Source organism: Streptomyces sp. AC550_RSS872 (assembly GCF_019049285.1).
Classification (GTDB): Bacteria; Actinomycetota; Actinomycetes; order Streptomycetales; family Streptomycetaceae; genus Streptomyces.
Genome location: NZ_JAGMUL010000208.1, coordinates 101209 through 125744 on the forward strand (window position 1 = coordinate 101209; position 24536 = coordinate 125744).

Sequence of the window (24536 nt, forward strand, 5' to 3'; positions counted from 1 at the left end):
GCCGAGTAGGAGAACAGCCCCCGGATGCGGAAGATACTCGTCGTCGGAGCCGGTCAGTCCGGACTCCAGATCGCCCTCGGACTCCAGTCGCACGGGTACGAGGTCACCCTGATGGCCAACCGGACGGCGGACGAGATCCGCTCCGGTCGGGTCATGTCCACGCAGTGCATGTTCCACACGGCACTCCAGCACGAGCGCGATCTCCAGCTGAACTTCTGGGAGTCCCAGGCCCCGAAGATCGAAGGACTCGGCGTCTCGGTCGCGGCCCCCGGCTCCTGGAGCGAGGGCCCGGCGGTGCGGGCGATCGACTGGCTGGGGCACCTCGACGGGTTCGCGCAGTCGGTCGACCAGCGGGTGAAGATGGCCGGCTGGATGGAGACGTTCGCCCAGCGCGGCGGCCAGCTGGTCATCCACGGTGCGGCGGTCGGCGACCTCGACTACTTCTCCCGTACGTACGACCTGGTGCTGGTGTCCGCGGGCAAGGGTGAGCTCGTCCGGATGTTCGAAAGGGACGCGGAACGGTCCCCGTACCGCGAGCCGCAGCGCGCGCTGGCCGTGTCGTACGTCCACGGCCTGGGCCCGCGTCCGGAGCACCCGGACCAGGAGGCCGTGCGCTGCAACCTCGTCCCGGGTGTGGGCGAGCTGTTCGTCATGCCCACCCTGACGACGTCCGGGCGCGCGGACATCCTGTTCTGGGAGGGCATACCCGGCGGCCCGCTCGACATCTTCGACGGCGTGCAGGACCCGGCGGAACACCTCTCCCTGACCCTGGAACTCATGGAGAAGTACGTCCCCTGGGAGTACGCGCGGGCCACCAAGGCCGAGCTCACGGACGCGGGCGGCGTGCTGAGCGGGCGGTACGCGCCGACCGTGCGCAACCCGGTCGGGCGGCTTCCCGGCGGCGGGCTCGTGCTGGGGGTCGCGGACGTCGTCGTGGCGAACGACCCGATCACCGGGCAGGGTTCCAACTCGGCCTCCAAGTGCGCGGCCGCGTACCTCGCCTCGATCGTCGAGCACGGGGAGAAGGAGTTCGACGAGGCGTGGATGCGCGCCACGTTCGACCGCTACTGGGACACCGCGCAGCATGTGACCAAGTGGACGAACGCGATGCTGGCGCCGCCGCCCGAGCACATTCTCAACCTCATCGGCGCGGCGGGACAGCTGCCGCCGGTCGCCGACCGGTTCGCCAACGCGTTCAACGATCCGGCTGACTTCGAGAACTTCTTCTACGATCCGGAGAGGACCGGGGCGTATCTCGCTGAGGTTTCTGGCGCCTGACCTCCGCGCCTGCCTTCGGGGGCTCCTCGGGGCGTACGGCTCCCAGGACCGGGTTCGACGCGATCGGCGAGATCTTGATCTTCTCGCCGGTGCGCGGGGCCTGGATCACCTTGCCCTTGCCGACGTACATCGCCACGTGGGTGGCGTCCGGGAAGTAGACGACCAGGTCGCCCGGGCGCAGTTCGGTCAGCGGGATGCGGTCGAGCCGCGCCCACTGCTCCTGGCTCGTGCGGGGGATCGGGGTGCCGGCGTGGGCCCAGGCCTCGGACGTCAGGCCTGAGCAGTCGTACGACTTCGGGCCCTCCGCGCCCCACTTGTACGGCTTTCCCAGCTGCTTCCTGGCGTAGCGGATGGCCCGGTCGGCCTCGGAAGACGGTTTGTGGTCGTCCTTGGCCAGGGCACCGGATGCCATGAAGGCCCGCTGGGCCTTGGCGATGTCGGTCTTCTCGAACTCGGCCAGGGCGTCCAGCTGGGCGGCGGTCAGGGACGCCAGGAGCTTCTCGACCTTCTTGAGGCGCTTCTCCACGGTGTCCCTGGCCTTCTTCTGGCGCTTCGCCAGGGCGAGCTGCGCGTCGAGGGCCTTGCGGGCCTTGCGGGCCAGCTCGTCGGCCGTGCGCTCCGTGCCGGTCAGCCGGCCGACCGCCTCCGCGCGCTCGCGTGCCAGCAGGCCGATGACATGGCCCTGGTCCAGGGCGTGCTGGGGGTCGCGGGCCAGGAGCAGCCGCACGTACGGGGAGATGTCCGTGGTGTTCTGGTACTGCTGGCGGGCCAGGCGGCCGGCCGCGCCCCGGCTGTGGTGCAGGGAGAGACGGGCGCGGGCCAGGGCGGTGTCCAGGCGGGTCACCTCGGTGCGCTGCTTCTTCAGCTTCTCCTCGGTGGCGTTGTAGGTCTCCGTGGCCTGTTCGGCCTGTCGGTACAGCCGCTGAAGGTCTGTCAGGAGGCCGGCCGTGGAGCGCTCCTGTGGGTCGGGGGACGACCGCTCGGGGGCCGCCGTCGCGGGTGCCGGGGCCGATGCGAGGATCGTGGCGGCCGACACCGCCGTACACGCCAGACGCAGAAGCCTTCCTGACACGTCATCACCTCCGGTGCGGAGAGAATCTCTGCTCCGCATCGCGAGCTTTAGCCCGGGACGACGTGTTCGCTCGGTGGGTGTGCTCGGGTCGGCGGAGCCCGATCACTCGTTCGTGTCGTGTGGCTTGCCCTGCGGCGTGGTGTCTGGCCTGGACCACGGCCAGTTCAGACGGCGGGTCTGCCTGCCCTCGGGGTCGTACTCGTACTTCCAGCGCTGCGAGAGGCCCATGCGGCCCGGGTTGCGCGGTACGCGGTGGTAGACGAGGACCGTGGGCGGGCCGCCGTGCGGATCGGGGACCGGGACGCGGTACGTCTTGGGCGGGTGGCCGGTGATGCCCAGGAGCACGGGCAGGACGCGGCCGTCCAGGGGGCCGCCCTCGAAGGGGGTGTCTTCGCTCTTCACGGCACCAGTGTCAGCCATCCGCCGCGAGCTTCTCGGCCAGGGCGGCGGTCTGGGGGTCCCGGTTCGCGGTGACGGAGAGTGCGGCGGCGAACTGGTCGACCAGCCAGTCCCGCAGTTCCTCCACGGGGGGCTGCTTGCCCTCGTCGAGCCAGATCAGGGACGCCGCCTCGACCGCGGTGATCCACATACGGACGGTCATACGGAGGTGGAGGCCGGGGTCGGTGACCTCCAGGTGACTGAGGATGTGCTCGGCCGCGGCGCGGCGGACTCCGTCCACGATCGCGGTGGTGCGGGACGTCTCCACGACGCTGCCGCCCTGGAGGAGGGCGCTGAAGCCGGTGTCGTGCTCGTCGACGAAGGCGAGGTAGCGGTCGAGGGCGCGGGAGAGGCGGGGGAGGAGGGGGCCCTCGCGGGGTTCGTCGAAGCAGTGCCGGAGCTCTTCGGCGGCCGAGCGGAGGGCGGCCTCGTAGAGCTGTTGCTTGCCGCCGGGGAAGTAGCGGTAGACCAGGGGACGGGAGACGCCGGCTGCCTCCGCCACGTCGTCCAGGGACACGTCCTCGGGGGTGCGGTGGGCGAACAGTTTCAGCGCGGCGTCGAGGAGCTGACTGCGGCGCTCCTCGACGCTGAGGCGGCGGTAGGCGGGGGCGGCGGACATGGGAAGAAGCCTAGTCGCCGTGGGGGGTGCGGTGATCTGGCGGCTGCGGGTGCGTTGTGGCTGGTCGCGCCCACGCGGCGGAGCCGCATATCGATACAGCCCCGCGCCCCTGGGTAGGCCGGCGCGCCGTGGTTCGTCAGCCGGCCTGGGATGGTCAGCGCCGCCTGGGCCGCCTTGGCCGCGGGCAGTCGTGCCGCCCAGGGCGGCTCCCGACCCAAAGAGGGCGGCACCCGTCAGCGCGGGCGAGCGTCCCGGCCCAGAGCTCAGCCCCACTCACGCGAGCAGACCCGACGACCTCCACAGTCGCCGCCCGACCCCCCGCAGCACCCCGATGTCGTCCAGGAAGTCCGTCAGTTTCCTCGCCCCCGTCTGCATGACCTCCTGTCGGTGGCCGCTCGCCTTCACCTGGGCCATGGCCTCCCGTTTGTCGAGGCCGACGTTCGTGTACACCTCGGGGTTCACGAAGGCGACGGAGAACACGCGGGCGAATTCACCGGAGGTGACCCGCGTGAACTCCTGGGACCACTTCGGGGCCGTCACCATCTGGCGGCGGAGCTCCTCGCGGGCGTACCGGACGTGGCGGGCCTCCTCGACCACATGGATGCGGGTGACGCCGCGGATGAGGGGCTGGACTCGTTCGTCGGGGAAGGTCAGGCGCTGCATCCAGTCGAGGACCTCCTCGCCGAGGAGGGTGGCGGTGAAGGAGCCGGGGGTGGTGGAGATCGTCTTGAAGAGGCGGCCGAGGGTCTGATGTGCGCGGCTGACCGGGTACCAGGGGGTGTCACCGTGGGAGATCAGACGGGCGAACATCTTGGAGTGCCGGCACTCGTCCTCGATCTCGGTGAGGGCGTAGCGGACGTGGGCGCTCGTTGCCGCCTTGTCGTAGATGTGGCGGACCAGGAGCTGCATGAGGATGATCTCGAACCAGATGCCCAGGGAGGCGAGCGCTGCGGCCTCGTGCTGGGAGAGGAGGATGCGCTGTTCCTCGCTCATGCGCTGCCACAGAGGCGTGTCGTAGAGCGAGACCAGCTCCGGAGGCCAGAACCACTTGCCCTCCTCGAAGGGCGCGTCCCAGTCCAGCTCCTTGTCGGGGTCGAAGGAGTGCTTGGCGGAGGAGGCCAGGAGGCGTTCGGCCACCTGCTCGCGGTCCTTGAGCAGGCCGAGTGCGTCGCGCAGTCCGTCGAGCGCGTCGGCTTCCGTCAGGGTCGTCATCGGTCGCTCACCTCTGTTACCGGGGTACGTCGTCCGCGTCTTATGAGACTGCTTGTCAGCAAGGCCGTCAATCCCCTGCGCGGGACTTGTTGACCGCTCGTCTATCGCGTGTGAGCCTGCGGGGCATGCCGACCTATGACCTGTACGCCAACGAGCCGGGAGAGCCTCTCTGGCAGGTGCCCGCGGCCGGTGCGGCCCGTTTCACCTGGGAGTACGACGACGGGCGTGAGCGGCTCCTGGCCCTGTACCAGAAGGGCAAGGACAAGCAGTGGGACGGGCAGCTCAGGATCGACTGGGATGTGGAGGTCGACCCGTGCGACGCGCTCGGTACGCCCGAGGAGGCGATGGCCCTGTACGGGACGCCGTACTGGGCGAAGATGAGCGAGCGGGAGCGGGGCGAGCTGCGCAAGCACTACGCCTCCTGGCAGTTCAGCCAGTTTCTCCACGGCGAGCAGGGCGCGATGATCTGTGCGGCGCGGATCGTGGAGTCGGTGCCCGACATGGACGCGAAGTTCTATTCGGCGACCCAGACGATGGACGAGGCGCGGCACGCCGAGATCTACGGGCGCTTTCTGCACGAGAAGATCGGGATGGTCTATCCGGTCAACGACAATCTCCAGGCCCTGTTGGGGGACACCCTGCGGGACAGCCGGTGGGACATGCCGTATCTCGGTATGCAGGTGCTGATCGAGGGGCTCGCGCTGGCCGCCTTCGGGATGATCCGGGACACGACCACCAAGCCGCTGCCCCAGCAGATCCTGGCGTATGTGATGCAGGACGAGGCCCGGCACGTGGCCTTCGGGCGGATGGCGCTGAGGGACTACTACCAGCAGTTGACCGATGCCGAGCTTCGTGAGCGTGAGGAGTTCGTCATCGAGGGCTGCTATCTGATGCGGGACCGGCTGCGGGGTGTCGAGGTTCTGGAGAACTTCGGCATTCCGAAGGGGGAAGCCGAGCAGATCAGTGAGCGGTCGGAGTTCCTGCAACTGTTCCGGCGGCTGCTCTTCTCCCGCATCGTCCCGTGTGTGAAGGACATCGGGCTGTGGGGCCCGCGCCTCCAGCAGGCCTATGTGGGCATGGGGGTGTTCGAGCTGGGTGACTCCAATCTGGACCTGTTGATGGCGCAGGACGAGGAGATCGCCGAGAAGCTGGACGCCGAGCGGTTCGCGGTGGAGGAGCGGGAGCGGGTCGCCGAGGTGGGCCAAGCGATCGAGGAGGGAGCGGGCGAGCCCTAGGTGTATTGCCCTGAGAGGTCGTGTCCGCAAAGTCCCGCCTGCCCCGCGACGCCTGGCACGCTCCCCCCAGAGGGGGCACCCCCATCGCCGCACCGGGCGAAAGCCCACGTACAACCAGTACGAGGGCTCCCGCCCGGCACGCCGAGAGCACGCTCCCCCACCCTCGAACCGCGCTTCGCACGGCTTGGGCGGGAGGTGCCCCCACGACGCCGCGGGGCCCGCCCTCCGGGCGGACGACGGGACTTTGCGGACACGACCTAGGCCGAGCAGCCCAGCCCGTCCGGTACCTCGCCGGGCACCGGCTGCGCTCCCTGCGGCGGGAACGAGGTGCGCAGGGTGAAGGCGTACGGCGTCGGGCCGTTCGTGCGGAGGTGGAGGAGGCGGGACTCCGCCTCGGCGACCGTCGGGCGGTGGCCTGCCGGGACCCACCACAGAGCCGTCATCGCCTCCTGCACCCGCTCGAACCACTCGCGGCGCCGGGCCAGCATCTCCCGGTGGCGCCCCTGGTACATGTACGAGGTCAGGGCGTTCGTGTCGCGCCACATCGTCAGGTTGATGATCAGCCACTCGTCGCCGAAGACGCTCACCTCGGTCGCGTCGCCGGAATCGCCCTTCAGCCGCCAGACAAAGCCGTCGGCGGCCTCGGCGTCGGCGTTGACGGGATCGAGGTTGTCGACGAAGTCCTTCAACTGCGGGGAGTCCAGCGGGGCCTTGAGGCGAGCGATGTTGACCTGGGCGAGTTCGTAAGCGGCTTCCGGGACGGCTTCCGAGGAGTCTGATGTCGTCATGCACCGAACGATAGGTCGGGGCGGGCCGGAGGCCCAGGAGATATCTCAGTACCCGGGCACTCGCGGTGCGTCAAGGGGCGTCCTTCGAGGGCGAGTTCAGCACCGCCTCCATCACCGCCCGCGCGATCGGCGCCGCGTCTCCGCCGCCGCTGATCTCGCCCCGGTCGGCGTCCGCGTCCTCCACCACGACGGCGACGGCGACCTTGGGCTCCAGGTCCGTGTCGCTCTTCGCCCAGGAGACGAACCAGGCGTACGGCGTCCCGGAGTTGCCGAGGCCGTGCTGGGCCGTGCCGGTCTTGCCGCCGACCGTCGCGCCGGGGATCCAGGCGTTCGAGCCGGTGCCCTCGCGCACTACGTCCACCATGAGTTCCTTGAGGAGTACGGCCGTCGAGGGCCGCATGGCCTGCCGTGCCGGGCGCGACCCGCCCGCCGACACCGTGGAGCCGCCCGCCCGGGTCGTGCGCTCCACCAGATACGGCGAGCGCACCTGGCCGCCGTTGGCCACGGCCGCCGCGACCATCGCCATCTGGAGCGGTGTGGCACGGGTGTTGTACTGGCCGATCGACGACAGGGCGAGCTGTGCCTTGTCCACCTTCGTGTCGAAGGTGCTCTCGGCGACCGAGTAGGGGATCTTGAGGTCCGCGTCGTTGAAGCCGAAGGCTTCCGCCGTCCTCGCCATCCGGTCCACGCCCACCTTGACCCCGAGCTTGGCGAACACCGTGTTGCACGACCATTCGAGCGCCTTGCGCAGCGGAACGTCCTTGCAGCCCTTGGACTCGTTCGTGAGGGAGGTCCTGGTGCCCGGCAGGGTGTACGGGTCCGGGGAGTCGGTCGGCTCGTCCAGGTCCTCGACCACACCCGAGTCCAGGGCCGCGGCGGCCGTCAGCACCTTGAAGGTCGAACCCGGCGGATATGTCTTGCGCACCGCCCGGTTGAGCATCGGCTTGTCCGGGTCGCGGTTCAGCGTCGCCCAGGACCGGGCCACCGCCGAGCGGTTCCCGGACAGCACGGACGGGTCGTACGACGGGGCGGACACCAGGGCCAGGATGCGGCCCGTCGCCGGCTCCACGGCCGCCACCGCGCCCTTGCGGCCCGCCAGGCCCTCGTACGCCGCCCGCTGCGCGGCCCCGCGGAGGGTGGTGACGACGTCGCCGCCGGGATACCGGTCGCGGGCGGAGCCGTTCCACAGGGGGAAGGGCGAGAGCAGCGGGTCCGTGCCCGACAGGACGCCGTCCTCGGAGTGCTCCAGGAGGGTCGTGCCGTACACCTGGGAGGCGAAGCCGGTGACCGGCGCGTACATCGGGCCGTTCGTGTACGTCCGTTCGTAGCGGAGCGGCTCGCGGGTGTCGCGGGATCCGGTGACCGGGGCGCCGTCGACCAGGATGTCGCCGCGCGGTTGGCCGTAACGGGAGATCGTGGTGCGGCGGTTGGCGATGTTGTCGCCGTAGGACGGCGCCTCGAAGACCTGGATGCGGGTGGCGTTCACGAGCAGCGCGACCAGCAGCACGGCGCAGAAGAAGGCGGCGTGCCGGATGTGCCGGGTCATCGGGCCGCCTCCTCGCCCTTGGGCACGCCGAGCCGGCTGCGCGCCTTGTCGCTCAGGCGGATCAGCAGCGCCACGATCGCCCAGTTGGTGACCACCGACGAGCCTCCTTGTGCCAGGAACGGCATCGCCATGCCGGTCAGCGGGATCAGGCCGGTCACGCCGCCCGCGATCACGAACACCTGGAGCGCCACGATCGAGGCGAGCCCGACCGCGAGCAGCCGGCCGAAGGGGTCGCGCAGGGCGAGCCCGGCGCGGTAGCCGCGCTCCACCAGCAGGCCGTACAGGAGGAAGATCGCGGACAGGCCCGCCAGGCCCAGCTCCTCGCCGGCCGTCGCCAGGATGAAGTCCGACTTGGCCGCGAAGCCGATCAGGATCGAGTGGCCGCGGCCCAGGCCCGTGCCGAGCATGCCGCCCGCCGCGAACGCGAACAGTGACTGGGACAGCTGGTTGGGGCCCTCGCCCGCCTCGATCGACGCGAACGGATGCCGCCAGTCCTCGACCCTGCCGTGCACATGCGGCTCCAACTGCCCGACGGCCACCGCGCCCAGCGCCGCGAGCAGCAGGCCGAGCGCGATCCAGCCGGTGCGGCCGGTGGCGACGTAGAGCAGGACCACGAACAGGCCGAAGAACAGCAGGGAGGTGCCGAGGTCGCGTTCGAGGATCAGGACGCCAACGCTCAGCAGCCAGATGGCGACGATCGGGCCGAGGACCCGGCCGGTGGGCAGTTGCAGTCGGTTGATCCCGAGGACGCGACGGCCCGTGTACGCCAGCGCGCTGCGGTTGGCGGCCAGATACGCCGCGAAGAACACCGCGAGCAGTACCTTCGCGAACTCGCCGGGCTGGATGGAGAATCCGGCGATCCGGATCCAGATGCGGGCGCCGTTCACGGAGGGGAAGAAGATCGGCAGGGTGAGGAGGGCGAGCGCGGCGACCACACAGACGTAGGAGTAGCGCTGGAGGACACGATGGTCGCGCAGGAGCAGGACGACCAGGATGAACAGCGCCACGCCCAGCGTGGACCAGACGAGTTGGGCGGGTGCCGCCAGGTCGTCGGGCGTCTCCAGGTCGAGCCGGTAGATCAGGACCAGACCGAGGCCGTTGAGCAGTACGCCGATCGGCAGCAGCAACGGGTCGGCGCAGGGGGCGCGCAGACGCACCGCCAGATGCGCGACCAACGCGAGGACGCCGAGCCCGGCGCCGTAGCCGGCGGCGCCGGGCGGGACGGTGCCGTGCCTGGCGATCCCGACCGCGCAGTAGCCGTACACGGAGAGCAGGACGGCCACGACGATGAGGGCCAGTTCGATGCCACGGCGCCGGGGGAGAGGCACGGCGGGAGCGGGCGTGTCCGCTGCCACCAGGGTGGTTCCGGCCTTGGTCATGTCCGGAACTTACCCAATTAGTCCGTCTTGTGTGTCTTACGGCTCAGCACCAGCGTGGCTTGTGCCCGACGACGTCGATGTGGCGCGCCGAGCCCAGGCCCGGGTGCCGTCCGGGAGGAGGTACACCGGCCCGCAGCCGGCGCACAACCGCAAGCCCCGAGCTCCCGGCCGCTCCACCCGCCTACCGCAACACCAGAGTCGCTACGGCCCCACCATCCACCGCATTGGAAAAGGAAAGCCGGGCCCCCAACACCTCCGCCTGCCCCAACGCGATGGTCAGCCCCAGCCCGTGCCCCTTCGCCCCACCCTCCGTACGGAACCGCTGCGGCCCGTGCGCGAGGAGATACTCCGGATACCCCACGCCGTGATCCCGCACGGTGACCACCCGCCCGTCGACGGTCAGGGACACCGGCCCCCGGCCGTGCTTGTGCGCGTTGGCCACCAGATTCCCCAGCACCCGCTCCAGCCGCCGCCGATCGGTCTCCACGACAGCGTCCCGCACGACAACCACCTCGGTCTCGGTCCCGGACGCCCGAACCACCCGCTCTGCCAGTGCAGCGAGCGGCTCCGTGTCCAGCTCCGACCGCTCACGCCCGGTGTCCAGCCGCGAGATCTCCAGCAGATCCTCGGTCAGCGTCCGCAACGCGGTCACCCGGTCCTGCACCAACTCCGTCGGCCGCCCCGGCGGCAGCAACTCGGCCGCCGCGTGCAGCCCGGTCAACGGCGTCCGCAGCTCGTGCGCGACGTCCGCGGTGAACCGCTGCTCGGCGAGCAGCTTGCTTTGCAGCGACGACGCCATGGAGTCGAGGGCGGCGGCGACGGCGGCCACCTCGTCCTGCGGGCGGGTCGGCTCCTTCGTACGGGGATCGTCGACCCGCGCGTCCAGGTCGCCCCCGCTGATCCGCCGGGCCACCCGGGCCGTGGCGTGCAGCCGGCGCGTCACCCGGGTCACCGCGAACGCGCCCACCAGCAGGGTCGCCCCGATCGCCAGGCCCGACGACCACAGGATCGCCCGGTCCAGCCCTTCGATGGTGCGGGCCTGCTGCGAGTAGTCGACCTCGACCGCGAGGGCACGCGCGCCGTCGGCGGGCCCTGCCGCCCACATCGTGGGCCGCCCCCGGTAGTCGGCGACCATGGTGCCGCGCTCCCCGGCGACGGCCAGTTCCCGCAGGGAGTCCGGCAGCTCCGGTGGGTCGACGGAGACACCGTGCCGGAGGGCGTCGCCGGCCTCGAACGCCGCCGTCGCGTCCTCCAGCCGGGACAACGCGAGCTCGCGGGCCTGGCCGACGGTCTGGTTCGTCACCGAGACGTGCACGAGGATGCCGAGCAGCGCGGCGAGCGCGCAGCACATCACCGTGATGAAGACGGCCGCCTTCACGGCGAGCGTGCCGGCCCACTGGGGGAGCCCGAGCCTCATGGGGTGCTCGCCGAGGGGGAGACCGAACGGGAGGCGGACGGCGAGGCGGAGCGCGACGGCGAGACGGAGTGCGAAGGCGAGGGGCGGGGCGTCTTCATCGTGCGCGGGCCGGTGCGCAGCATCTCGTCGTGTGTGAGCAGCATCGCCTTCTGGTCCGCGTCCCAGGTCCACTGGAGCCGGTACTCGTAGCCGGCCACCTCGGACGGAGAGCGCATGATCACCGACCGCCCGGCCAGCTCGACGGCGCTGACGGCGTCGTCCCAGCTCATCACCTGCACCAGTCGGTCCTTCTCCACGGTGTAGACGCGCACCGCGGTCGTCTTGCCCGGCAGCAGCCGGAACCCCAGCGTCAGCTCGGGCCGCCCGTCGCCGGTCAGATCCCGGTAGTACGGCCGCAGCACCGGGCACTTCCCGTGCCCCGCGCCGTCGCCGCACTGGGACATCAGGCGGCCGGTCTCGCGGTACTGGGCGGCGTCGCCCTGGTAGTCGCCCGGGCTCTTGGCCATCTCCTTGCGTACGACCGTCACCGGGTCCACGTCGCGCAGGCTGCCCCCGGAGACGGTGATGCCCTTCACGACCTCCCGGACCACCTCGCCGATCTCATAGGCGGGGCGGGATGCGGGCGTCAGCTTCGGCCAGAGCTTGTCCGGGCTGACCGCGGTCTTGGTCGGGCCCGCGCCCTGGAGCTCCCCGGCGTCACCGCAGGCCGTCGCGGCCGCCAGCAGCAGGGCGACAAGCGCGGCGATGCGCGTGGGGCGGCTGCGGGGCACAGTTCTCCTGGGGCTCGGGGCGGTGTCGCCCGTACACACTAATCGGACGGAAGTCCTTTTTGCGCACCCGGTGGGCGGACGGGCGAAACGGCTACTCGGCGAGCTCTTCGAGGAGCCGGGCGGTCGACAGGCCGGCTCGGAGGTAGTCGACGAACAGCTCGTTGTGCAGGGCCCACGGAGAGCGGCGGGAGCGTATCAGCCGGATCGCCTGCTCGGGGGAGCGGCTCCGGCGGGTCAGGGCGTGGGCGACGACGAGCCCCGAGCGGTTGTACCCGTGATAGCAGCGGACGAGGACCCTGCGGCCCTCGTCCAGCGCCTCGCACGCCGCCTCCGCCAGCCGTATCACCCCCGCGAGCTGGGTCCCGTCCAGCGGTCCGTCGGGAATCGGCCACACATGGTGCTCGACGCCGGGATCCGGTCCGTGCCCGGGCAGGCGCAGCAGCGTCTGGACGAGATCGAACTGGTCCCGTACGACCGCGAACTCCAGTTGCCCCGACTGCCCCCGGAACTCGTGCCCGCCCATCCACAGGCCGGGCTCGATCTCGCTCCACGGGCTGTCCGGAGCCGGTACGTCGGGTTGCTTCCTGCGGGTACGCAACGGCGCCTCCCCCACCACCCCTAGGGCGGTCTGCCCAACTCCTCTCAAAGGTAACCGGGTTCTTGCCCCCGCAGCACCCCGCCTGTTCCCATGGTCAGTGGGGTGATGGTGCATGAACGGACTGCGCGTCATACCGACCTGGCGACACGGCCAGGAACGGCTCTACGTCTGCCTCAAGGACGGGCGGAACGTCGCCTGGTACGACCGTGAGGCGGCCCGCATCAACCTGCTCTCCGCCGACCGCGAGGAAGATGTGCTGGAGGCCCTCGGCCCCTTCGTCACCGGCCCGGTGACCGTGGGCCCGCCCCCGGTCCCCACCCCCGCGGAACTGGCCCGGCTGGCCCTGCACCCGGACGACGACCTCGCGCCCAACCGCCCCGGCGAGGCGCTCCTCGTCGCCCTCGACCGGGACCCGGGCCCCTCCCACCGGCTGCGCGCCGACCCGCGGCGGCGGGCCCTGACCGCGGAGCAGACGGTCGGCGAGGCCCTGGACCGCCTGGACGGTGCGGGCTGGCACACGCTGCACTCCGTGCCGCTCCCCGGCGGCGACCGCATCCACCACCTGCTGATCGGCCCGGGCGGACTGTTCGCCGTACACGCCATGTACGCCCGCAAGCAGAAGGTGACCGTGGCCGACCCGATGATCTCCCTCGGCCGCCGCGAGCCCACCCCCCTCCTCCGCCACATCCGCACCAACGCCGACCGTGCCTCCTACGCCCTCACCGCCGAGGTCCACCCAGCCCTGGCCCTGCTCGCCCCCACGGACGTGACCGTCACCGCCCCCCACCTGGAGGTCCGCATCCTCAAGGACACGGACCTACCGGGCCTGGCCCGCCTGGGCGGCGTACTGAAGCCGGCCGACGTGGAGGCCCTCCACGCGATGGCAAGAGACCGCCGGACATGGTCCACCACCGGCTGAACCATGCCCCCAAGGGGCGCGGGGAACTGCGCACCCAGCCCCCACGGCCCGTCAGCCGCGCAGAGAGGCATCAACCACCACAGCGAGGGCGGTCCCCCAACGCCGGGGGCCCTGGATAGCTGCGGCCGGTCCTCGCCCCGAGGGGCGCGGGGAACTGCGCGCTCAGCCCCCATGGCCCGTCGGCCGCACACAGCCCCTGAGCCACCGCGGCGAGGGCGAATCCCTGCGGTCCCCCAACGCCGGGGCCCCGGATAGCTGCGGCCGGTCCTCCCCCCAAGGGGCGCGGGGAACTGCGCGCCCAGCCCCATGGCCCGTCGGCCGCACACAGCCCCTGAGCCACCGCGGCGAGGGCGATTCCCTGCGGTCCCCCAACGCCGGGGCCCCGGAAGCTGCGGCCGGTCCTCCCCCCCGAGGGGCGCGGGGAACTGCGCGCCCAGCCCCCACGGCCCGTCGGCCGCACACAGCCCCTCAGTCACCGCGGCGAGGGCGAATCCCTGCGGTCCCCCAACGCCGGGGCCCCGGATAGCTGCGGCCGGTCCTCCCCCCAGGGGCGCGGGGAACTGCGCGCTCTGCCCCCACCGCCCGTCAGCCGCACACCCGGCATCAGCCACCCACCGACCGGTCAGGGCAGCCGCCCCACCCCCTCCGGCCCGAGCAGCGCAGCGAACAGGTCGCCGTAGTCCTGAAGCCGGGGCGCAAGGTCGGACGCGAGGACGGTCAGCGCGGCAGGGGAGCGACACTCCGCCACCTCCTCCCAGGTCACCGGCGCGGACACCGCAGGCTCCCGCCGAGCCCGCAACGTATACGGCGTGGCCGTCGTCTTCCGCGCAGCGTTCTGACTCCAGTCGACGAACACCTTCCCCGGCCGCAAACTCTTCGTCATCCGGTGGAGCACCAGCCGCGGCATGGCCTTCTCGGCCTCCACGGCCAGCTCCTTGGCATACTCGGTCGCCTCTTCGGAAGGAGCCGGCCGAATGGCCGCGGCGAGATGGAGCCCCTTCGAACCGGAGGTCTTGGCGTACGCCTCGATCCCGTCGGCCGCCAGCCGCTCCCGCAACCAGAGCGCGACCTCGCAGCAATCGACCACCGTGGCGGGTGACCCGGGGTCCAGGTCGAAGACCAGCCGGTCCGCCTCGCCGGGCGCACCGATCACCCACTGAGGCGTATGGAACTCGGTGACGAGGTTCGCGGCCCACATCAGACTCGCGAGATCCTGCACGAACACCATGCGCGCCGGCCCCTCGACCCGCGGCACCTCCGCCGTGGTGACCCAGTCAGGGGTGCCCGGCGGGACGTTCTTGGCGAAGAACACCTGGCCGTCCGGCCCGTCCGGGTACCGCAGGAAGGACACGGGCCGATCCCGCAGATGCGGCAGCAGGAACTCGGCCGTGGTGGCGTAGTAGTGCAGCAGCTCGCCCTTGGTGAAGCCGGTCGCCGGATACAGCACCTTCTCCAGATTGCTGAGCGCGAGCCGTCGCCCCTCCACCTCTGTGATCGGCGTCATACCATGAGAATTCCAGAAAACCTGGTGGATGTCCGGGTGATCCTGGCATAACGACCGAAAGGGTGCTGCACGTGCGATCCATCTGGAACGGCGCCATCTCGTTCGGCCTGGTCAGCATCCCGATCAAGCTCGTGAACGCCACGGAGAACCGCTCGATCTCCTTCCGCCAGATCCACACGGAGGACGGCGGCCGTATTCGCTACCGCAAGGTCTGCGAGCTGGAGGACCGTGAGGTCACCCAGGCCGAGATCGGCAAGGGCTACGAGGACGCGGACGGCACGATCATCCCGATCACGGACGAGGACCTGTCCCACCTGCCCCTTCCGACCGCGAAGACGATCGAGATCGTGGCCTTCGTACCGGCCGACCGCATCGACCCGCTCCAGATGGACAGCGCGTACTACCTGGCCGCGGGCGGGGCCCCCGCGGCCAAGCCGTACACCTTGCTCCGCGAGGCGCTGAAGCGCAGCCAGAAGGTCGCCATCGCGAAGTACGCCCTCCGGGGCCGTGAGCGTCTGGGCATGCTGCGGGTGGTCGAGGACGCCATCGCCATGCACGGACTGCTGTGGCCGGACGAGGTCCGGGCCCCCGAGGGCGTCGCCCCGGACACCCACGTCACGGTGAACGACAAGGAGCTGGACCTCGCGGACGCCCTGATGGACACCCTCGGCGAGATCGAACTCGACGAGCTGCACGACGCGTACCGCGAGGCCCTCGAGGAGGTCGTCGCCGCGAAGGCCGCCGGCGAGGCCCCGCCGGAGACACCCGAACCGGCGAAGGCCGGCAAGGTCCTCGACCTGATGGCGGCTCTGGAGAAGAGCGTGCGGGCGGCGAAGGAGTCGCGGGGCGAGGAGCCGGCGAAGCCGGAGGGGGCGGCGCAGGTCAGGCGCCTGCCCGAGCGCAAGACGTCCCGCGCGGCACCGAAGCAGACGGCCGGCAAGAAGTCGACCGCGACGAAGAAGGCAGCGGCGAAGAAGACGGCGTCCGCGAAGAAGTCGACGGCGAAGACGGCCCAGGGAGCGAAGAAGACGGCGGCGAAGACCACCGCCAAGAGCACGGCGAAGAGCACGGCGAAGAGCACGGCGAAGAAGACGACGGCCAAGAAGGCACCGGCCCGCAAGCGCACGGCATGACCGCCACCCACCTCACGTCACCGAGCCGCGCCCTCCGCCGACCTGCGCAACGCCAACACCGCGTTGTGCCCCCCGAACCCGAACGAATTGCTGAGCACCAGGTCCCCGTCCTCCGGCAACGCCCGAGGCGCGCCTGTCACCACATCCAGGTCGATCGCGTCGTCGACCTCCCCGCCCCCCACCGTCGGCGGCACCATCCCGTGATGCAGCGTCAGTACGGCGGCGACGGCCTCGACTCCGCCCGCGGCCCCCTGAAGATGCCCCAGGTGCCCCTTGAGCGCGGTGACAGGAACCCTCCGCCGGCCGAGCACCGCCCGTAGCGCCCCCGCCTCCGCGAGGTCGCCCTCGATCGTCGCCGTGGCATGGGCGTTCACATGGACGACGTCCCCGACCTCGCCGCCGGCGTCCCGCAGAGCCCGCCGCAGGGCGAGCGCGACGCCGGCGCCGGACGGGTCGGGTGCGGCCATGTGGTGGGCGTCGGCGGACAGACCCCAGCCCGCGGCCTCGCAGTAGATCCGCGCGCCACGGGCCCGTGCGTGCTCCTCCGCTTCGAGTACGAGGATCCCGGCGCCCTCACCGTTGACGAACCCGCTCCGGTCCTTGGCGAAGGGCCGGGAGGGCGAGCCGTCCGAGGGGTCCCCGTCGGCCAGGGCCCGCATCGCCGCGAAGGACGCCATGATCGCCGGCGTGACCACGGCTTCGGCGCCGCCCGCGAGAGCGATGTCGATCTGCCCGTACCGTATGCGGTCGATCGCCTGCCCTATGGCCTCCGTCCCCGAGGCACAGGCGCTCGTGACCGTCCTGGCCTCGCCGGTGATGTGCAGGTCGAGCGAGACCTGTGAGGCGGCCTGCGAGGGTACGGTCATGGGGGTGGTCAGCGGCGAGACGGCCCGCGGCCCCTTCTCCCGCAGCTTCCGGTCCCCGCCCACCAGCACGGACGCGTCCCCGAGGATCGCGCCCAGGCTCACCCCCACCCGCTCCGGATCCACCCCGCTCTCCCGCGTCCCGCCCTCGGTGAACCCGGCGTCCGCCCACGCCTCCCGGGCCGCCAGCACCCCGAACCGCGCGGCGCGGTTCATCCGTCGCGCCACCGGTCGTGGCAGCAGTTCCCCGGGATCAACGGGTACGACCCCGGCCACCCGCACGGGCAGCCCGGCGAACTCCTCCCCCTCCAACTCCCTGATCCCGTGCCGCCCGTCGAGCAGCCCACGCCACAACTCCCCGACCCCGAGGCCGAGCGGAGTGACCGCCCCCAGTCCGGTGACGACGACCTTGCGGGGCCCGGATGCGGCGGTCACGCTCATCTCTGCGTCCCCTCTGACCGTTTCTGATCGTTGAAAGAAGAACATGCCCAGCTTCTGCATGGCGTGCACATGCAAAAGGACGGCGGTCGTCCCCTCACGACAGCCGCGAGGCGACGAACCCGACCAACTCCTCTTTCCGCGGGTTGAGATAGAAGTTCCCTCACTCGAAGACCCAGGAGCCGCAGTTCGGGGTGGTCGTAGGCGGCGGCACTTCGGGACCCAGCTTGCGGATGTGATCCAGGATCTCGCTGTCGGCCGGCACCGGGCGGGGCGCCCGCTCCTGCGACCTCGTACGCCACCGCCGACCCCATGCTGTGGCCGAAGAGAGCCAACGGCGGGTCATCGGGCAGTTCGTGCAGCAGGGCCGCGGTGATCGCGTCCGCCAGCTCCTCCACCGTGGCCGCGCACAGGTCGGACAGCCGGTCCTGACAGCCGGTCCTGACGGCCGGGGTACTGCACCGACATGACCTCGATCTCCGGGGGCGTCAGCGCGGCCCAGTCGTGAGTGGTCACTCCGGAGTGGTCATTCCCCGGTGATTGACCGATGGGCTGGCCCGACCAACTGCCGTCTCCCTAGGATGGGTTGTCGGCGAGGTGATCGCCTCGGCCGGCCCTGTGACTGGGGGAAACGATGGAGCCTGGTAAGCAGCTGTCCACGTCGATCGACGCCACGATCCCGACAGCCGCGCGCATGTACGACTACTACCTCGGCGGCAAGGACAACTACGCCTCCGACCGAGCCGCCTGCGAGGAGCTGGACAAGGTCGTCCCCAGCACCCGCGCCCTCGCCCTGAACAACCGCCGCTTCCTACAGCGGGTGGTCCGGACGCTGGCCGAGGACTACGGCATCCGGCAGTTCCTCGACCACGGCTCGGGCCTGCCCACCCAGAACAACGTCCACCAGGTCGCCCAGTCCGTCGACCCGTCCTCGCGCGTGGTGTACGTCGACAACGACCCGATGGTCCTGGTCCACGGCCGCGCCCTGCTCGACCAGAACGACAACACCGCCGTCATCCACGCCGACATGCGTGAGACCGACGCCATCTTCTCCCACGCCGACACCGAGCGCCTGATCGACTTCTCGCAGCCGGTCGCCGTGCTGTTCAACTCGGTCTTCCACTGCATCCCCGACGACGACACCAAGGGCCCGCTCGCCGTGGTCCGCCAGGTGCGCGAACGGCTCGTGCCGGGCAGCTGCATGGTGATGTGCCAGCTGGTCAGCGAGGACGCCGAGGTCCGCAAGTTCGTCACCGACTTCATGGACCAGGCGACTCAGGGGCACTGGGGCCGGGTGCGCCAGGAGAAGGACGTGGCGGAGTACTTCGAGGGTCTGGAGATCCTGGAGCCCGGCCTCGTGGAGGTCTCCACCTGGCGTCCCGACACCGAGGTGGCCCCGCGCCAGCTCACCCAGGAGTGGATCGAGTTCGGCGGCGTGGGCCGACTCGCGTAGGCAGCGGCCGACCCCGGCTCAGGGCTTCGGGGAGTACCGCTCCAGCGTCTCGCGCAGCCGCTCCAGGGACTCGCGCGGGTTGAGGGCCTCGTCACCCAGACGGTCCAGGGCGAGGCGGTACTCCTCGGTCTCGTCGCGGTCCTCCAGGAACGCCGCGCTCTTGATGTGCTCCAGATAGACGATGTCGGGCAGGTCGACGCCGCCGAACCGCAGATAGGTCACCGGCATCGCGGGCGCGGAGGCGTTGGTCGCGTCCAGGGGCACGATCTGTACGGTCACATGGGGCCGCTGGGCCATCTCCACGAGATGCTCCAGTTGCTCCCGCATCACCTCGCGGCTGCCCAGCACGCGCAGCAGCACCGACTCGTCGACGATCGCCCACAGTTGCGGCGCGTCCGGCCGGTGCAGCAGCTCCCGTCGGCGCATCCGCAGCTCCACACGCCGCTGCACCTCACGGCCGGGCGCCGTCGGCAGCCCGCGCTCCACGACGGCCCGGGTGTAGTCCTCGGTCTGCAACAGGCCGGGAACGTACTGGAGTTCGAAGGTGCGGATGGCCGTGGCGGCCTCCTGGAACCCGACCAGCCGGTCAAACCACTCCGGCATCAGCCGCTTGTCATAGCGCTGCCACCAGCCGGGCTCACCGGCACGCCGCAGCAACTGCAACAGCACCGTGGCCTCGTACTCCTCGGCGCCGTACTGCTCCAGCAGTGCGCGGATGTCGGCCTCGGTGGGCGGCCGACGCCCCTTGCCCGTCTCAATGCGCGACAACTTCGCCGGGCTGAATCCCACGGCTCGCGCCGCCTGGTCCTGGGAGAGGCCCGCGTCCTCGCGGATCCCCGCCAGTTGGACGCCGACCAGCATCTTCAGCAGGGTCGGCGCGGGTTCGGTCCGGTTCAGATACGGCTCGAGGCGGGAGATGCGAGGTGACTCGGCGGACATCCTGACTCCCCTAGACCGGCATACGACAGACCGCATTATCGCATCCCGCCGCCTCGTGCCGCCGGAACCGCAGGAAATGGAGGGCTGACCTTCCGCTTGGCGGCGGTGTCTCGCTCCTCGCCGGCCTACCTTTCCCGGGCAGAGGGTCCGTATTCACCCGAAGGGGGTCATACGTGGGTCATACGCGGGTCATACGAGGTGGTCGAACTCTCCCTCCTTCGCGCCCGCCAGGAACGCGGTGATCTCGGCCGGGGTGTACACGAGGGCCGGCCCGTCGGGGTCGCGGGAGTTGCGCATCGCGATGCTGCCGTCGCCCAGGGGCGCCACCTCGACGCAGTTCCCCTCGGCGTTGCTGTGCCGGCTCTTGATCCAGCGGACGCCCAACGAGCTTGCCCGCACGCCGTTCGATGCTGATGGCACTGCACTCTCCTTGCTCACGTTCCGCCACGCGTGCGCCCCGCCGACCCTCCGGGCCCGAACCGCACCGCGTGCTCTGGTCGACACCGCTCGCGCAATTTCCCGTGAAATTGCACGGAGGCGCCGTCGGCGTGGATAATAGCCCCTGGCGTCAACGGCAGTGCGGACGCCCCGTCCTGACCGTGTATCAGGGAGACGTTGTGTCCTTACCTGCGTACGAAGGGCTTCGACTGCCCGGCGGTGCCGCGTCCCCCGCGGGGTTGGCAGTGACACCGGAAGCACGCACCGGCACCCCGGCCCGGGCCCGCCTCGCCAGGCCCGAACCCCCGCGCATCCCGCCCCGTTCCGCCGCTCTGTGTCTCGTCGGCGCCGAACAGGGCTGCGGTCAGGCCCGCGACTTCGTCCGTCGCACCCTCGCCGACTGGTCGTTGGACCACTGCGGCGCAGACGCCCTCACGGTGGTCGCCGAGCTGCTCGCCAACGCCGTACTGCACGCCGCACCACATCGCCCGGCCCGCCCGACGGCCGGCGGCGACGCCGAGATCTGGCTGAAACTCAGCCTGCGCCGCCCGGCCCACCTCGTCTGCGCGGTCACCGACCCGAGCGACAACCCGCCGGTGTACCCGCACACCAGCGACCCCTTCGACGAGCACGGACGCGGGCTGCGCATCATCGACGCCCTGTCCGAGCACTGGGGCTGGACCCGACGCCAGCCCGCGGGCAAGACGGTCTGGGCGATGCTCCCGACCGACCACCAGGCCTGACTTTTTGATTCGCGACGGACGGGCGGTGTACTGCATCCGCACATGTGCCGTCGCGCGCGAACATTTGGGCAAGTGCCCGAATAGGCAGCCATATTTGGGATGACCCGGGCGACGGTGTAACGCGGTCGCGTTCGGATGACGCAGAACCAGGCAGAAACAGGTCACCCTCAAGGGCCGTAATCGGCTCCGTGATCTGTCCGCCCAGCATCGCGTCAGATCGGATTTCTCGTGAACACCGACCCGGTTTCCGGATACCAGTCGTACGACCAGCCTGCGGCCGCCGCCCCCGACCGCTCGCCCCGCAACCAGGCCACCGCACGCAGAGCGGCCCTCACCATCTGCACGATCGCCGACGTCTCGGCCGGCCTGCTCGGCCTGTGGATCGTGCTGTACCTGCTCGACGCGAACCAAGGAAACGCCTTCGTGGAGTTCGTGCACGGCTCGGCGGACTGGCTCGGGGGATGGGCACAGGACATTTTCATGATGGACACCGACAGCGTACGCGTCCTCCTCAATTACGGCCTCCCGGCTGCCCTTTATCTGCTCCTCGGGCACGGAATTGCCGCCCGACTCAACAGGGCCTGACGGCATTACCCAGCGGAAGGACCGGCGTTGTGACTCGCACGCCCGCCGAAAACAATCACCTGCCGATTTATGAAGACCTCGTGCGCGAACGAGGAGACGCCGTGGCGGAAGCGCAGATGGCGGCCGCGCATACGCATCACCAGGCAGCGGAACTGCTGAGCGAGGGGGAGGCCGCCTACCGGGACCACCGGCCGGCACACCACGGCCGACCTCACCAAGGGTGACCGGCCGGGCAGGACCGCCGTCCCGCTGCCCGCAGGCTCGATGAACGTTCCACGGCCGCCCAGAACTCGCCCTCACACACGGGGCCGCAGGACTCCGCACTCCGCAGGCGGCGGACCACGCGGCCGCGACCGACGCAGAAGCCGGCCGCGCCCCGGCCGTACCCAGAACGACACCCCGATCGGGGCGTCGTCCAGGCGGGCGGCGCGGCGTTGGGCCCCTGGTGGAGAAGCGGTGTGGCGGCAGCCGGCGGGCTCGGACATCCGGGGCGTCGGCGGACGGTCTTCCTGTACGAGTCGGACGACCTGCGCAGCCGGCGGGCGGTACGTCGGCCCCCTGCTGACCGGCGACGCCTCGCCCTGGCGGGGTGGTGCTTCGCCGACCGACGCTTTGCCACCCGCCCGGTGAGGCTGCCCGGCGCAGCGGGATCGTTAGAGGGGCGCGTCATCGGTAGCGGCAGCGGCCACGCCGTTATAGCGTTGTTATTAGCAGTCGTGGTTCCGAAGTCCGTTCGCCCGTGATCGCCATCACGGGCGTTCTTGCTGTTCAGCGTCTCTCCGGACCAGGGCGATCACCTCCCGGTCGCGCAGGGTGCGTGCCCGGTTTCCCTCGAAGGAGACAGTCATGGCCAAGGGCACTGTGAAGTGGTTCAACAGCGAGAAGGGCTTCGGCTTCATCGAGCAGGAGGGCGGCGGCCCCGACGTCTTCGCCCACTACTCCAACATCGCCAGCCAAGGGTTCCGCGAGTTGCAGGAAGGCCAGAAGGTCGAGTTCGACGTCACCCAGGGCCAGAAGGGCCCGCAGGCGGAGAACATCCGCCCCGCCTGACGCCTGGCCTGCGTCGGTCTGGCCCGGCATCCCGGCTTCGGGACACCGGGCCGGACCGGTCGGCTTGTCGCTCTTCAGGAGCGTCGGAGGTCGGCCGCCCGCTCCGGCGAAATGGCGGCGAATGCTGGATTGCACTGTTTGCTGTCGGTCCCGGCGACTCCGCGTTCCAGGCCGAGCCGGGCGCCCTCGGTCGGCATCTGTCAGGCGGAACGGGCGGCCGACGTACTGCCACCGGGGATGCATCCGTCGCAGGGCGCCCATGGGCTTGGCACCGATGAGCCGCCCGTTCGTGCCCGTTTCATACCGACGGCTGCGGCGCGATCTCCTTGATCAGGCCCTCGACCAGCTTCTTGATGTCGTCGCGGATCGGGCGGACCGCCTCGACGCCCTGGCCGGCCGGGTCCTCCAGCTGCCAGTCCAGGTACCGCTTGCCGGGGAAGACCGGGCAGGTGTCGCCGCAGCCCATGGTGATGCAGACGTCCGACTCCTTGACCGCGTCCACGGTCAGGATCTTCGGGGTCTCGGCGGAGATGTCGATGCCGACCTCGCGCATGGCCTCAACGGCGGCGGGGTTGACCTGGTCGCCCGGGTCGGACCCGGCGGAGCGGACCTCGACGCGGTCCCCGGCCAAGTGGCTCAGCCAGGCCGCGGCCATCTGGGAACGGCCCGCGTTGTGGACACAGACGAAGAGCACGGAGGGCTTGTCGGACATCAGAGGTCTCTCTTGTCTTACGACGGCATCAGGAGCGAATGACATCAGCACCCGTGGTGTCAGCCACCACTGATGTGACAGTATCAGCGCATGCTGACGTCAGTCGACACTGATCTGACCGGGTTCTGGCCGACCCGCTCCGCCTCCGGATCGTGACCCTGCTCGCCCAGGAGACGCTGTGCACCACGCACCTGGTGGAGGAGACGGGTGCGAGGCAGACCAACCTCTCCAACCGGTGGCCACCGAAGCCACCGGTGCGGCGGCCCCTGTGCGGCCCCTGCGCGGCAGCGCATCGCGCTCATGCGGCGTGCTGCCCGCAGTCCGCCCACGCGGAGCCGACCTCGTGACGGGTGACCGGCCCACGCCACCTGCGCCGCCGTCGGGCCCGGTGAATACGTACACCGCACTGTCGGCGCAAACGCCGCATATACGGTCCGGCGCGATCTGCGTGCTGCCGCTGGGACCGGGGGCGCTGGATGCGACCGGGTACAGCCTGATCGCGCCCGTCCTTCCGGGCCTGGCCGCGCGGACCGGGGCCCGTGCGTCGGTGAGGGGCGTGCTGGTGGCGGCGTCCCCCCGGGCATGGTCGCCGACTTCGCGCCGGCCGGCGCGGCAGTGGCGCGCAGGACGCGACGGTCGCGGCCGTTGTCGCCGTCACCGCCGCCGGTGTGGCCGTGATGCTCACCGGGCGCAAACGGGCCTGAAGGTCCCGTGCGTCGTGGTGCCCGTTGCAGTGAACCGCCGCGGTGAGTGCCGGTCAGGCAGCGTACTGGCCCAGTATCTGCCCCATGGCGGCAAGCACGGACGGCTCGACGCGGTAGTAGACCCAGGTGCCGCGCCGCTCGGAGGTGAGCAGGCCCGCTTCCTTCAGCTTCTTCAGGTGGTGGGAGACGGTGGGTTGGGAGACGCCGACGTCGGAGATGTCGCAGACACAGGCCTCGCCGCCCGCGTGCGAGGCGACGGCCGAGAACAGCCGCAGACGCACCGGATCACCGAGCGCCTTGAACATTCGCGCGGTCCGCTCCGCCTCCTCGGCGGTGAACGGCCGCTCGGTCAGGGGCGGGCAGCACGGCGCCACAGCCTCGGGGGCCTCGGGTTCCAGCAGCGGCAGCACGTCCGTATTCGACATACGTCTATGTTGACACGCGTCGAAGCAATGCCCCAGGGGCTGCCGCCCTTCCCGCTGCCCGCAGGCGAGGCGGGCGGCGATGCGCCGGGCGATGCGCCGTCGAGCGCGCCGAGGAGGGCCAGGTAGCGGGGGGCGGGGCGGTGCCCGGTGGCTGGTGCCCGGTGGCTGGCGGTCAGGGCGATGGTGTCGATGTCCTCGACGATGCCGTCCTGCCGATGGTTACGGCACGGAGATGCTCCGCAATAGCCCTCAAATTCGATGAGTGTCTATGTTGACGT

Annotated in this window: 25 protein-coding genes and 2 pseudogenes; 10 read left to right on the forward strand and 17 right to left on the reverse strand. The window is 70.7% G+C overall.

Going from position 1 to position 24536, the window contains the following annotated elements; all coding sequences use genetic code 11:
• Positions 1-24: 24 nt before the first annotated feature.
• Positions 25-1278 carry a styrene monooxygenase/indole monooxygenase family protein gene (locus KUM44_RS43980; protein ID WP_217215376.1) on the forward strand — a complete coding sequence of 418 codons (1254 nt, stop codon included), beginning with the start codon at positions 25-27 and terminating at the stop codon, positions 1276-1278.
• On the opposite strand, the gene KUM44_RS43985 is transcribed toward KUM44_RS43980, so the two are convergent.
• The 4 genes from KUM44_RS43985 to KUM44_RS44000 form a co-directional block, all read right to left on the reverse strand.
• Positions 1196-2350, reverse strand: coding sequence for an NlpC/P60 family protein (locus KUM44_RS43985; protein WP_217215377.1), 1155 nt, complete (start codon positions 2348-2350; stop codon positions 1196-1198). The genes KUM44_RS43980 and KUM44_RS43985 overlap by 83 nt on opposite strands.
• Before the next feature lie 102 nt (positions 2351-2452).
• A complete protein-coding gene (locus tag KUM44_RS43990; protein WP_217215378.1) occupies positions 2453-2770 on the reverse strand; it encodes a hypothetical protein in 318 nt (105 codons plus the stop codon).
• Complete coding sequence (locus KUM44_RS43995) at positions 2763-3407, reverse strand: TetR/AcrR family transcriptional regulator (RefSeq protein WP_217215379.1); 645 nt, start codon at positions 3405-3407, stop codon at positions 2763-2765. The genes KUM44_RS43990 and KUM44_RS43995 overlap by 8 nt, the downstream gene beginning before the upstream one ends.
• Before the next feature lie 273 nt (positions 3408-3680).
• Positions 3681-4619 carry a diiron oxygenase gene (locus KUM44_RS44000; RefSeq protein WP_217215380.1) on the reverse strand — a complete coding sequence of 313 codons (939 nt, stop codon included), beginning with the start codon at positions 4617-4619 and terminating at the stop codon, positions 3681-3683.
• A gap of 125 nt (positions 4620-4744) precedes the next feature.
• Between KUM44_RS44000 and KUM44_RS44005 the strand changes: the two genes are divergently transcribed.
• Complete coding sequence (locus tag KUM44_RS44005) at positions 4745-5854, forward strand: ferritin-like domain-containing protein (RefSeq protein ID WP_217215381.1); 1110 nt, start codon at positions 4745-4747, stop codon at positions 5852-5854.
• Between the two features lie 257 nt (positions 5855-6111).
• Here KUM44_RS44005 and KUM44_RS44010 read toward each other — a convergent pair whose 3' ends face one another.
• From KUM44_RS44010 to KUM44_RS44035, 6 genes are all read right to left on the reverse strand, one after another.
• On the reverse strand, positions 6112-6642 hold the full coding sequence (locus KUM44_RS44010; protein ID WP_217215382.1) for a DUF3291 domain-containing protein: 531 nt from the start codon (positions 6640-6642) through the stop codon (positions 6112-6114).
• Between the two features lie 70 nt (positions 6643-6712).
• Complete coding sequence (locus tag KUM44_RS44015) at positions 6713-8188, reverse strand: penicillin-binding transpeptidase domain-containing protein (protein ID WP_217215383.1); 1476 nt, start codon at positions 8186-8188, stop codon at positions 6713-6715.
• Positions 8185-9567: an FtsW/RodA/SpoVE family cell cycle protein gene (locus KUM44_RS44020; RefSeq protein ID WP_217215384.1), complete on the reverse strand. Its 1383-nt coding sequence runs from the start codon at positions 9565-9567 to the stop codon at positions 8185-8187. Before KUM44_RS44020 ends, KUM44_RS44015 begins: the two co-directional genes overlap by 4 nt.
• A gap of 181 nt (positions 9568-9748) precedes the next feature.
• Positions 9749-10984, reverse strand: coding sequence for a HAMP domain-containing sensor histidine kinase (locus KUM44_RS44025; RefSeq protein ID WP_217215385.1), 1236 nt, complete (start codon positions 10982-10984; stop codon positions 9749-9751).
• Complete coding sequence (locus KUM44_RS44030) at positions 10981-11754, reverse strand: hypothetical protein (protein ID WP_217215386.1); 774 nt, start codon at positions 11752-11754, stop codon at positions 10981-10983. The genes KUM44_RS44025 and KUM44_RS44030 overlap by 4 nt, the downstream gene beginning before the upstream one ends.
• Positions 11755-11845: 91 nt before the next feature.
• Complete coding sequence (locus KUM44_RS44035) at positions 11846-12352, reverse strand: dual specificity protein phosphatase family protein (protein WP_217215387.1); 507 nt, start codon at positions 12350-12352, stop codon at positions 11846-11848.
• A 112-nt stretch (positions 12353-12464) separates the two neighbouring features.
• Between KUM44_RS44035 and KUM44_RS44040 the strand changes: the two genes are divergently transcribed.
• On the forward strand, positions 12465-13271 hold the full coding sequence (locus KUM44_RS44040; RefSeq protein ID WP_217215388.1) for a nuclease-related domain-containing protein: 807 nt from the start codon (positions 12465-12467) through the stop codon (positions 13269-13271).
• A gap of 622 nt (positions 13272-13893) precedes the next feature.
• Here the strand turns inward: KUM44_RS44040 and ligD are convergent.
• Positions 13894-14775, reverse strand: coding sequence for a non-homologous end-joining DNA ligase (gene ligD, locus KUM44_RS44045; RefSeq protein WP_217215390.1), 882 nt, complete (start codon positions 14773-14775; stop codon positions 13894-13896).
• A gap of 71 nt (positions 14776-14846) precedes the next feature.
• Here ligD and KUM44_RS44050 point away from each other — a divergent pair, with 71 nt between their 5' ends.
• On the forward strand, positions 14847-15908 hold the full coding sequence (locus tag KUM44_RS44050; protein WP_217215398.1) for a Ku protein: 1062 nt from the start codon (positions 14847-14849) through the stop codon (positions 15906-15908).
• Positions 15909-15925: 17 nt separating this feature from the next.
• On the opposite strand, the pseudogene KUM44_RS44055 reads toward KUM44_RS44050, so the two are convergent.
• Together KUM44_RS44055 and KUM44_RS44060 are read right to left on the reverse strand one after the other, a co-directional pair.
• Positions 15926-17197, reverse strand: a pseudogene (locus KUM44_RS44055) (beta-ketoacyl synthase); the annotation flags it as partial.
• Between the two features lie 11 nt (positions 17198-17208).
• Positions 17209-17607, reverse strand: coding sequence for a thioesterase domain-containing protein (locus tag KUM44_RS44060; RefSeq protein ID WP_308402857.1), 399 nt, complete (start codon positions 17605-17607; stop codon positions 17209-17211).
• A gap of 236 nt (positions 17608-17843) precedes the next feature.
• On the opposite strand from KUM44_RS44060, the gene KUM44_RS44065 reads away from it, so the two are divergent.
• Entirely contained in the window at positions 17844-18662 is an 819-nt protein-coding gene (locus KUM44_RS44065; RefSeq protein WP_217215401.1) for an SAM-dependent methyltransferase, read from the forward strand.
• A gap of 18 nt (positions 18663-18680) precedes the next feature.
• On the opposite strand, the gene KUM44_RS44070 is transcribed toward KUM44_RS44065, so the two are convergent.
• Together KUM44_RS44070 and KUM44_RS44075 are read right to left on the reverse strand one after the other, a co-directional pair.
• Positions 18681-19601: a helix-turn-helix transcriptional regulator gene (locus KUM44_RS44070; RefSeq protein WP_217215404.1), complete on the reverse strand. Its 921-nt coding sequence runs from the start codon at positions 19599-19601 to the stop codon at positions 18681-18683.
• A 189-nt stretch (positions 19602-19790) separates the two neighbouring features.
• A complete protein-coding gene (locus KUM44_RS44075) occupies positions 19791-20021 on the reverse strand; it encodes a DUF397 domain-containing protein (RefSeq protein ID WP_217215406.1) in 231 nt (76 codons plus the stop codon).
• A gap of 263 nt (positions 20022-20284) precedes the next feature.
• Here KUM44_RS44075 and KUM44_RS44080 point away from each other — a divergent pair, with 263 nt between their 5' ends.
• From KUM44_RS44080 to KUM44_RS44095, 4 genes are all read left to right on the forward strand, one after another.
• Positions 20285-20782: an ATP-binding protein gene (locus tag KUM44_RS44080; protein WP_308402858.1), complete on the forward strand. Its 498-nt coding sequence runs from the start codon at positions 20285-20287 to the stop codon at positions 20780-20782.
• A 228-nt stretch (positions 20783-21010) separates the two neighbouring features.
• Entirely contained in the window at positions 21011-21367 is a 357-nt protein-coding gene (locus KUM44_RS44085) for a hypothetical protein (RefSeq protein ID WP_308402859.1), read from the forward strand.
• Between the two features lie 29 nt (positions 21368-21396).
• Entirely contained in the window at positions 21397-21591 is a 195-nt protein-coding gene (locus KUM44_RS44090) for a hypothetical protein (protein WP_217215407.1), read from the forward strand.
• 622 nt (positions 21592-22213) lie between these two features.
• A complete protein-coding gene (locus KUM44_RS44095) occupies positions 22214-22417 on the forward strand; it encodes a cold-shock protein (RefSeq protein ID WP_069768673.1) in 204 nt (67 codons plus the stop codon).
• A 298-nt stretch (positions 22418-22715) separates the two neighbouring features.
• Here the strand turns inward: KUM44_RS44095 and KUM44_RS44100 are convergent, their stop codons facing one another.
• The gene (locus tag KUM44_RS44100) at positions 22716-23129 is read right to left on the reverse strand and encodes an arsenate reductase ArsC (RefSeq protein WP_217215409.1); all 414 of its coding nucleotides are present in this window, start codon (positions 23127-23129) and stop codon (positions 22716-22718) included.
• Between the two features lie 90 nt (positions 23130-23219).
• Here KUM44_RS44100 and KUM44_RS44105 point away from each other — a divergent pair.
• A pseudogene (locus KUM44_RS44105) lies at positions 23220-23362 on the forward strand (ArsR family transcriptional regulator); the annotation flags it as partial.
• Between the two features lie 524 nt (positions 23363-23886).
• Here KUM44_RS44105 and KUM44_RS44110 read toward each other — a convergent pair.
• A complete protein-coding gene (locus KUM44_RS44110; RefSeq protein ID WP_217215411.1) occupies positions 23887-24258 on the reverse strand; it encodes a helix-turn-helix transcriptional regulator in 372 nt (123 codons plus the stop codon).
• Positions 24259-24536: the final 278 nt, after the last annotated feature.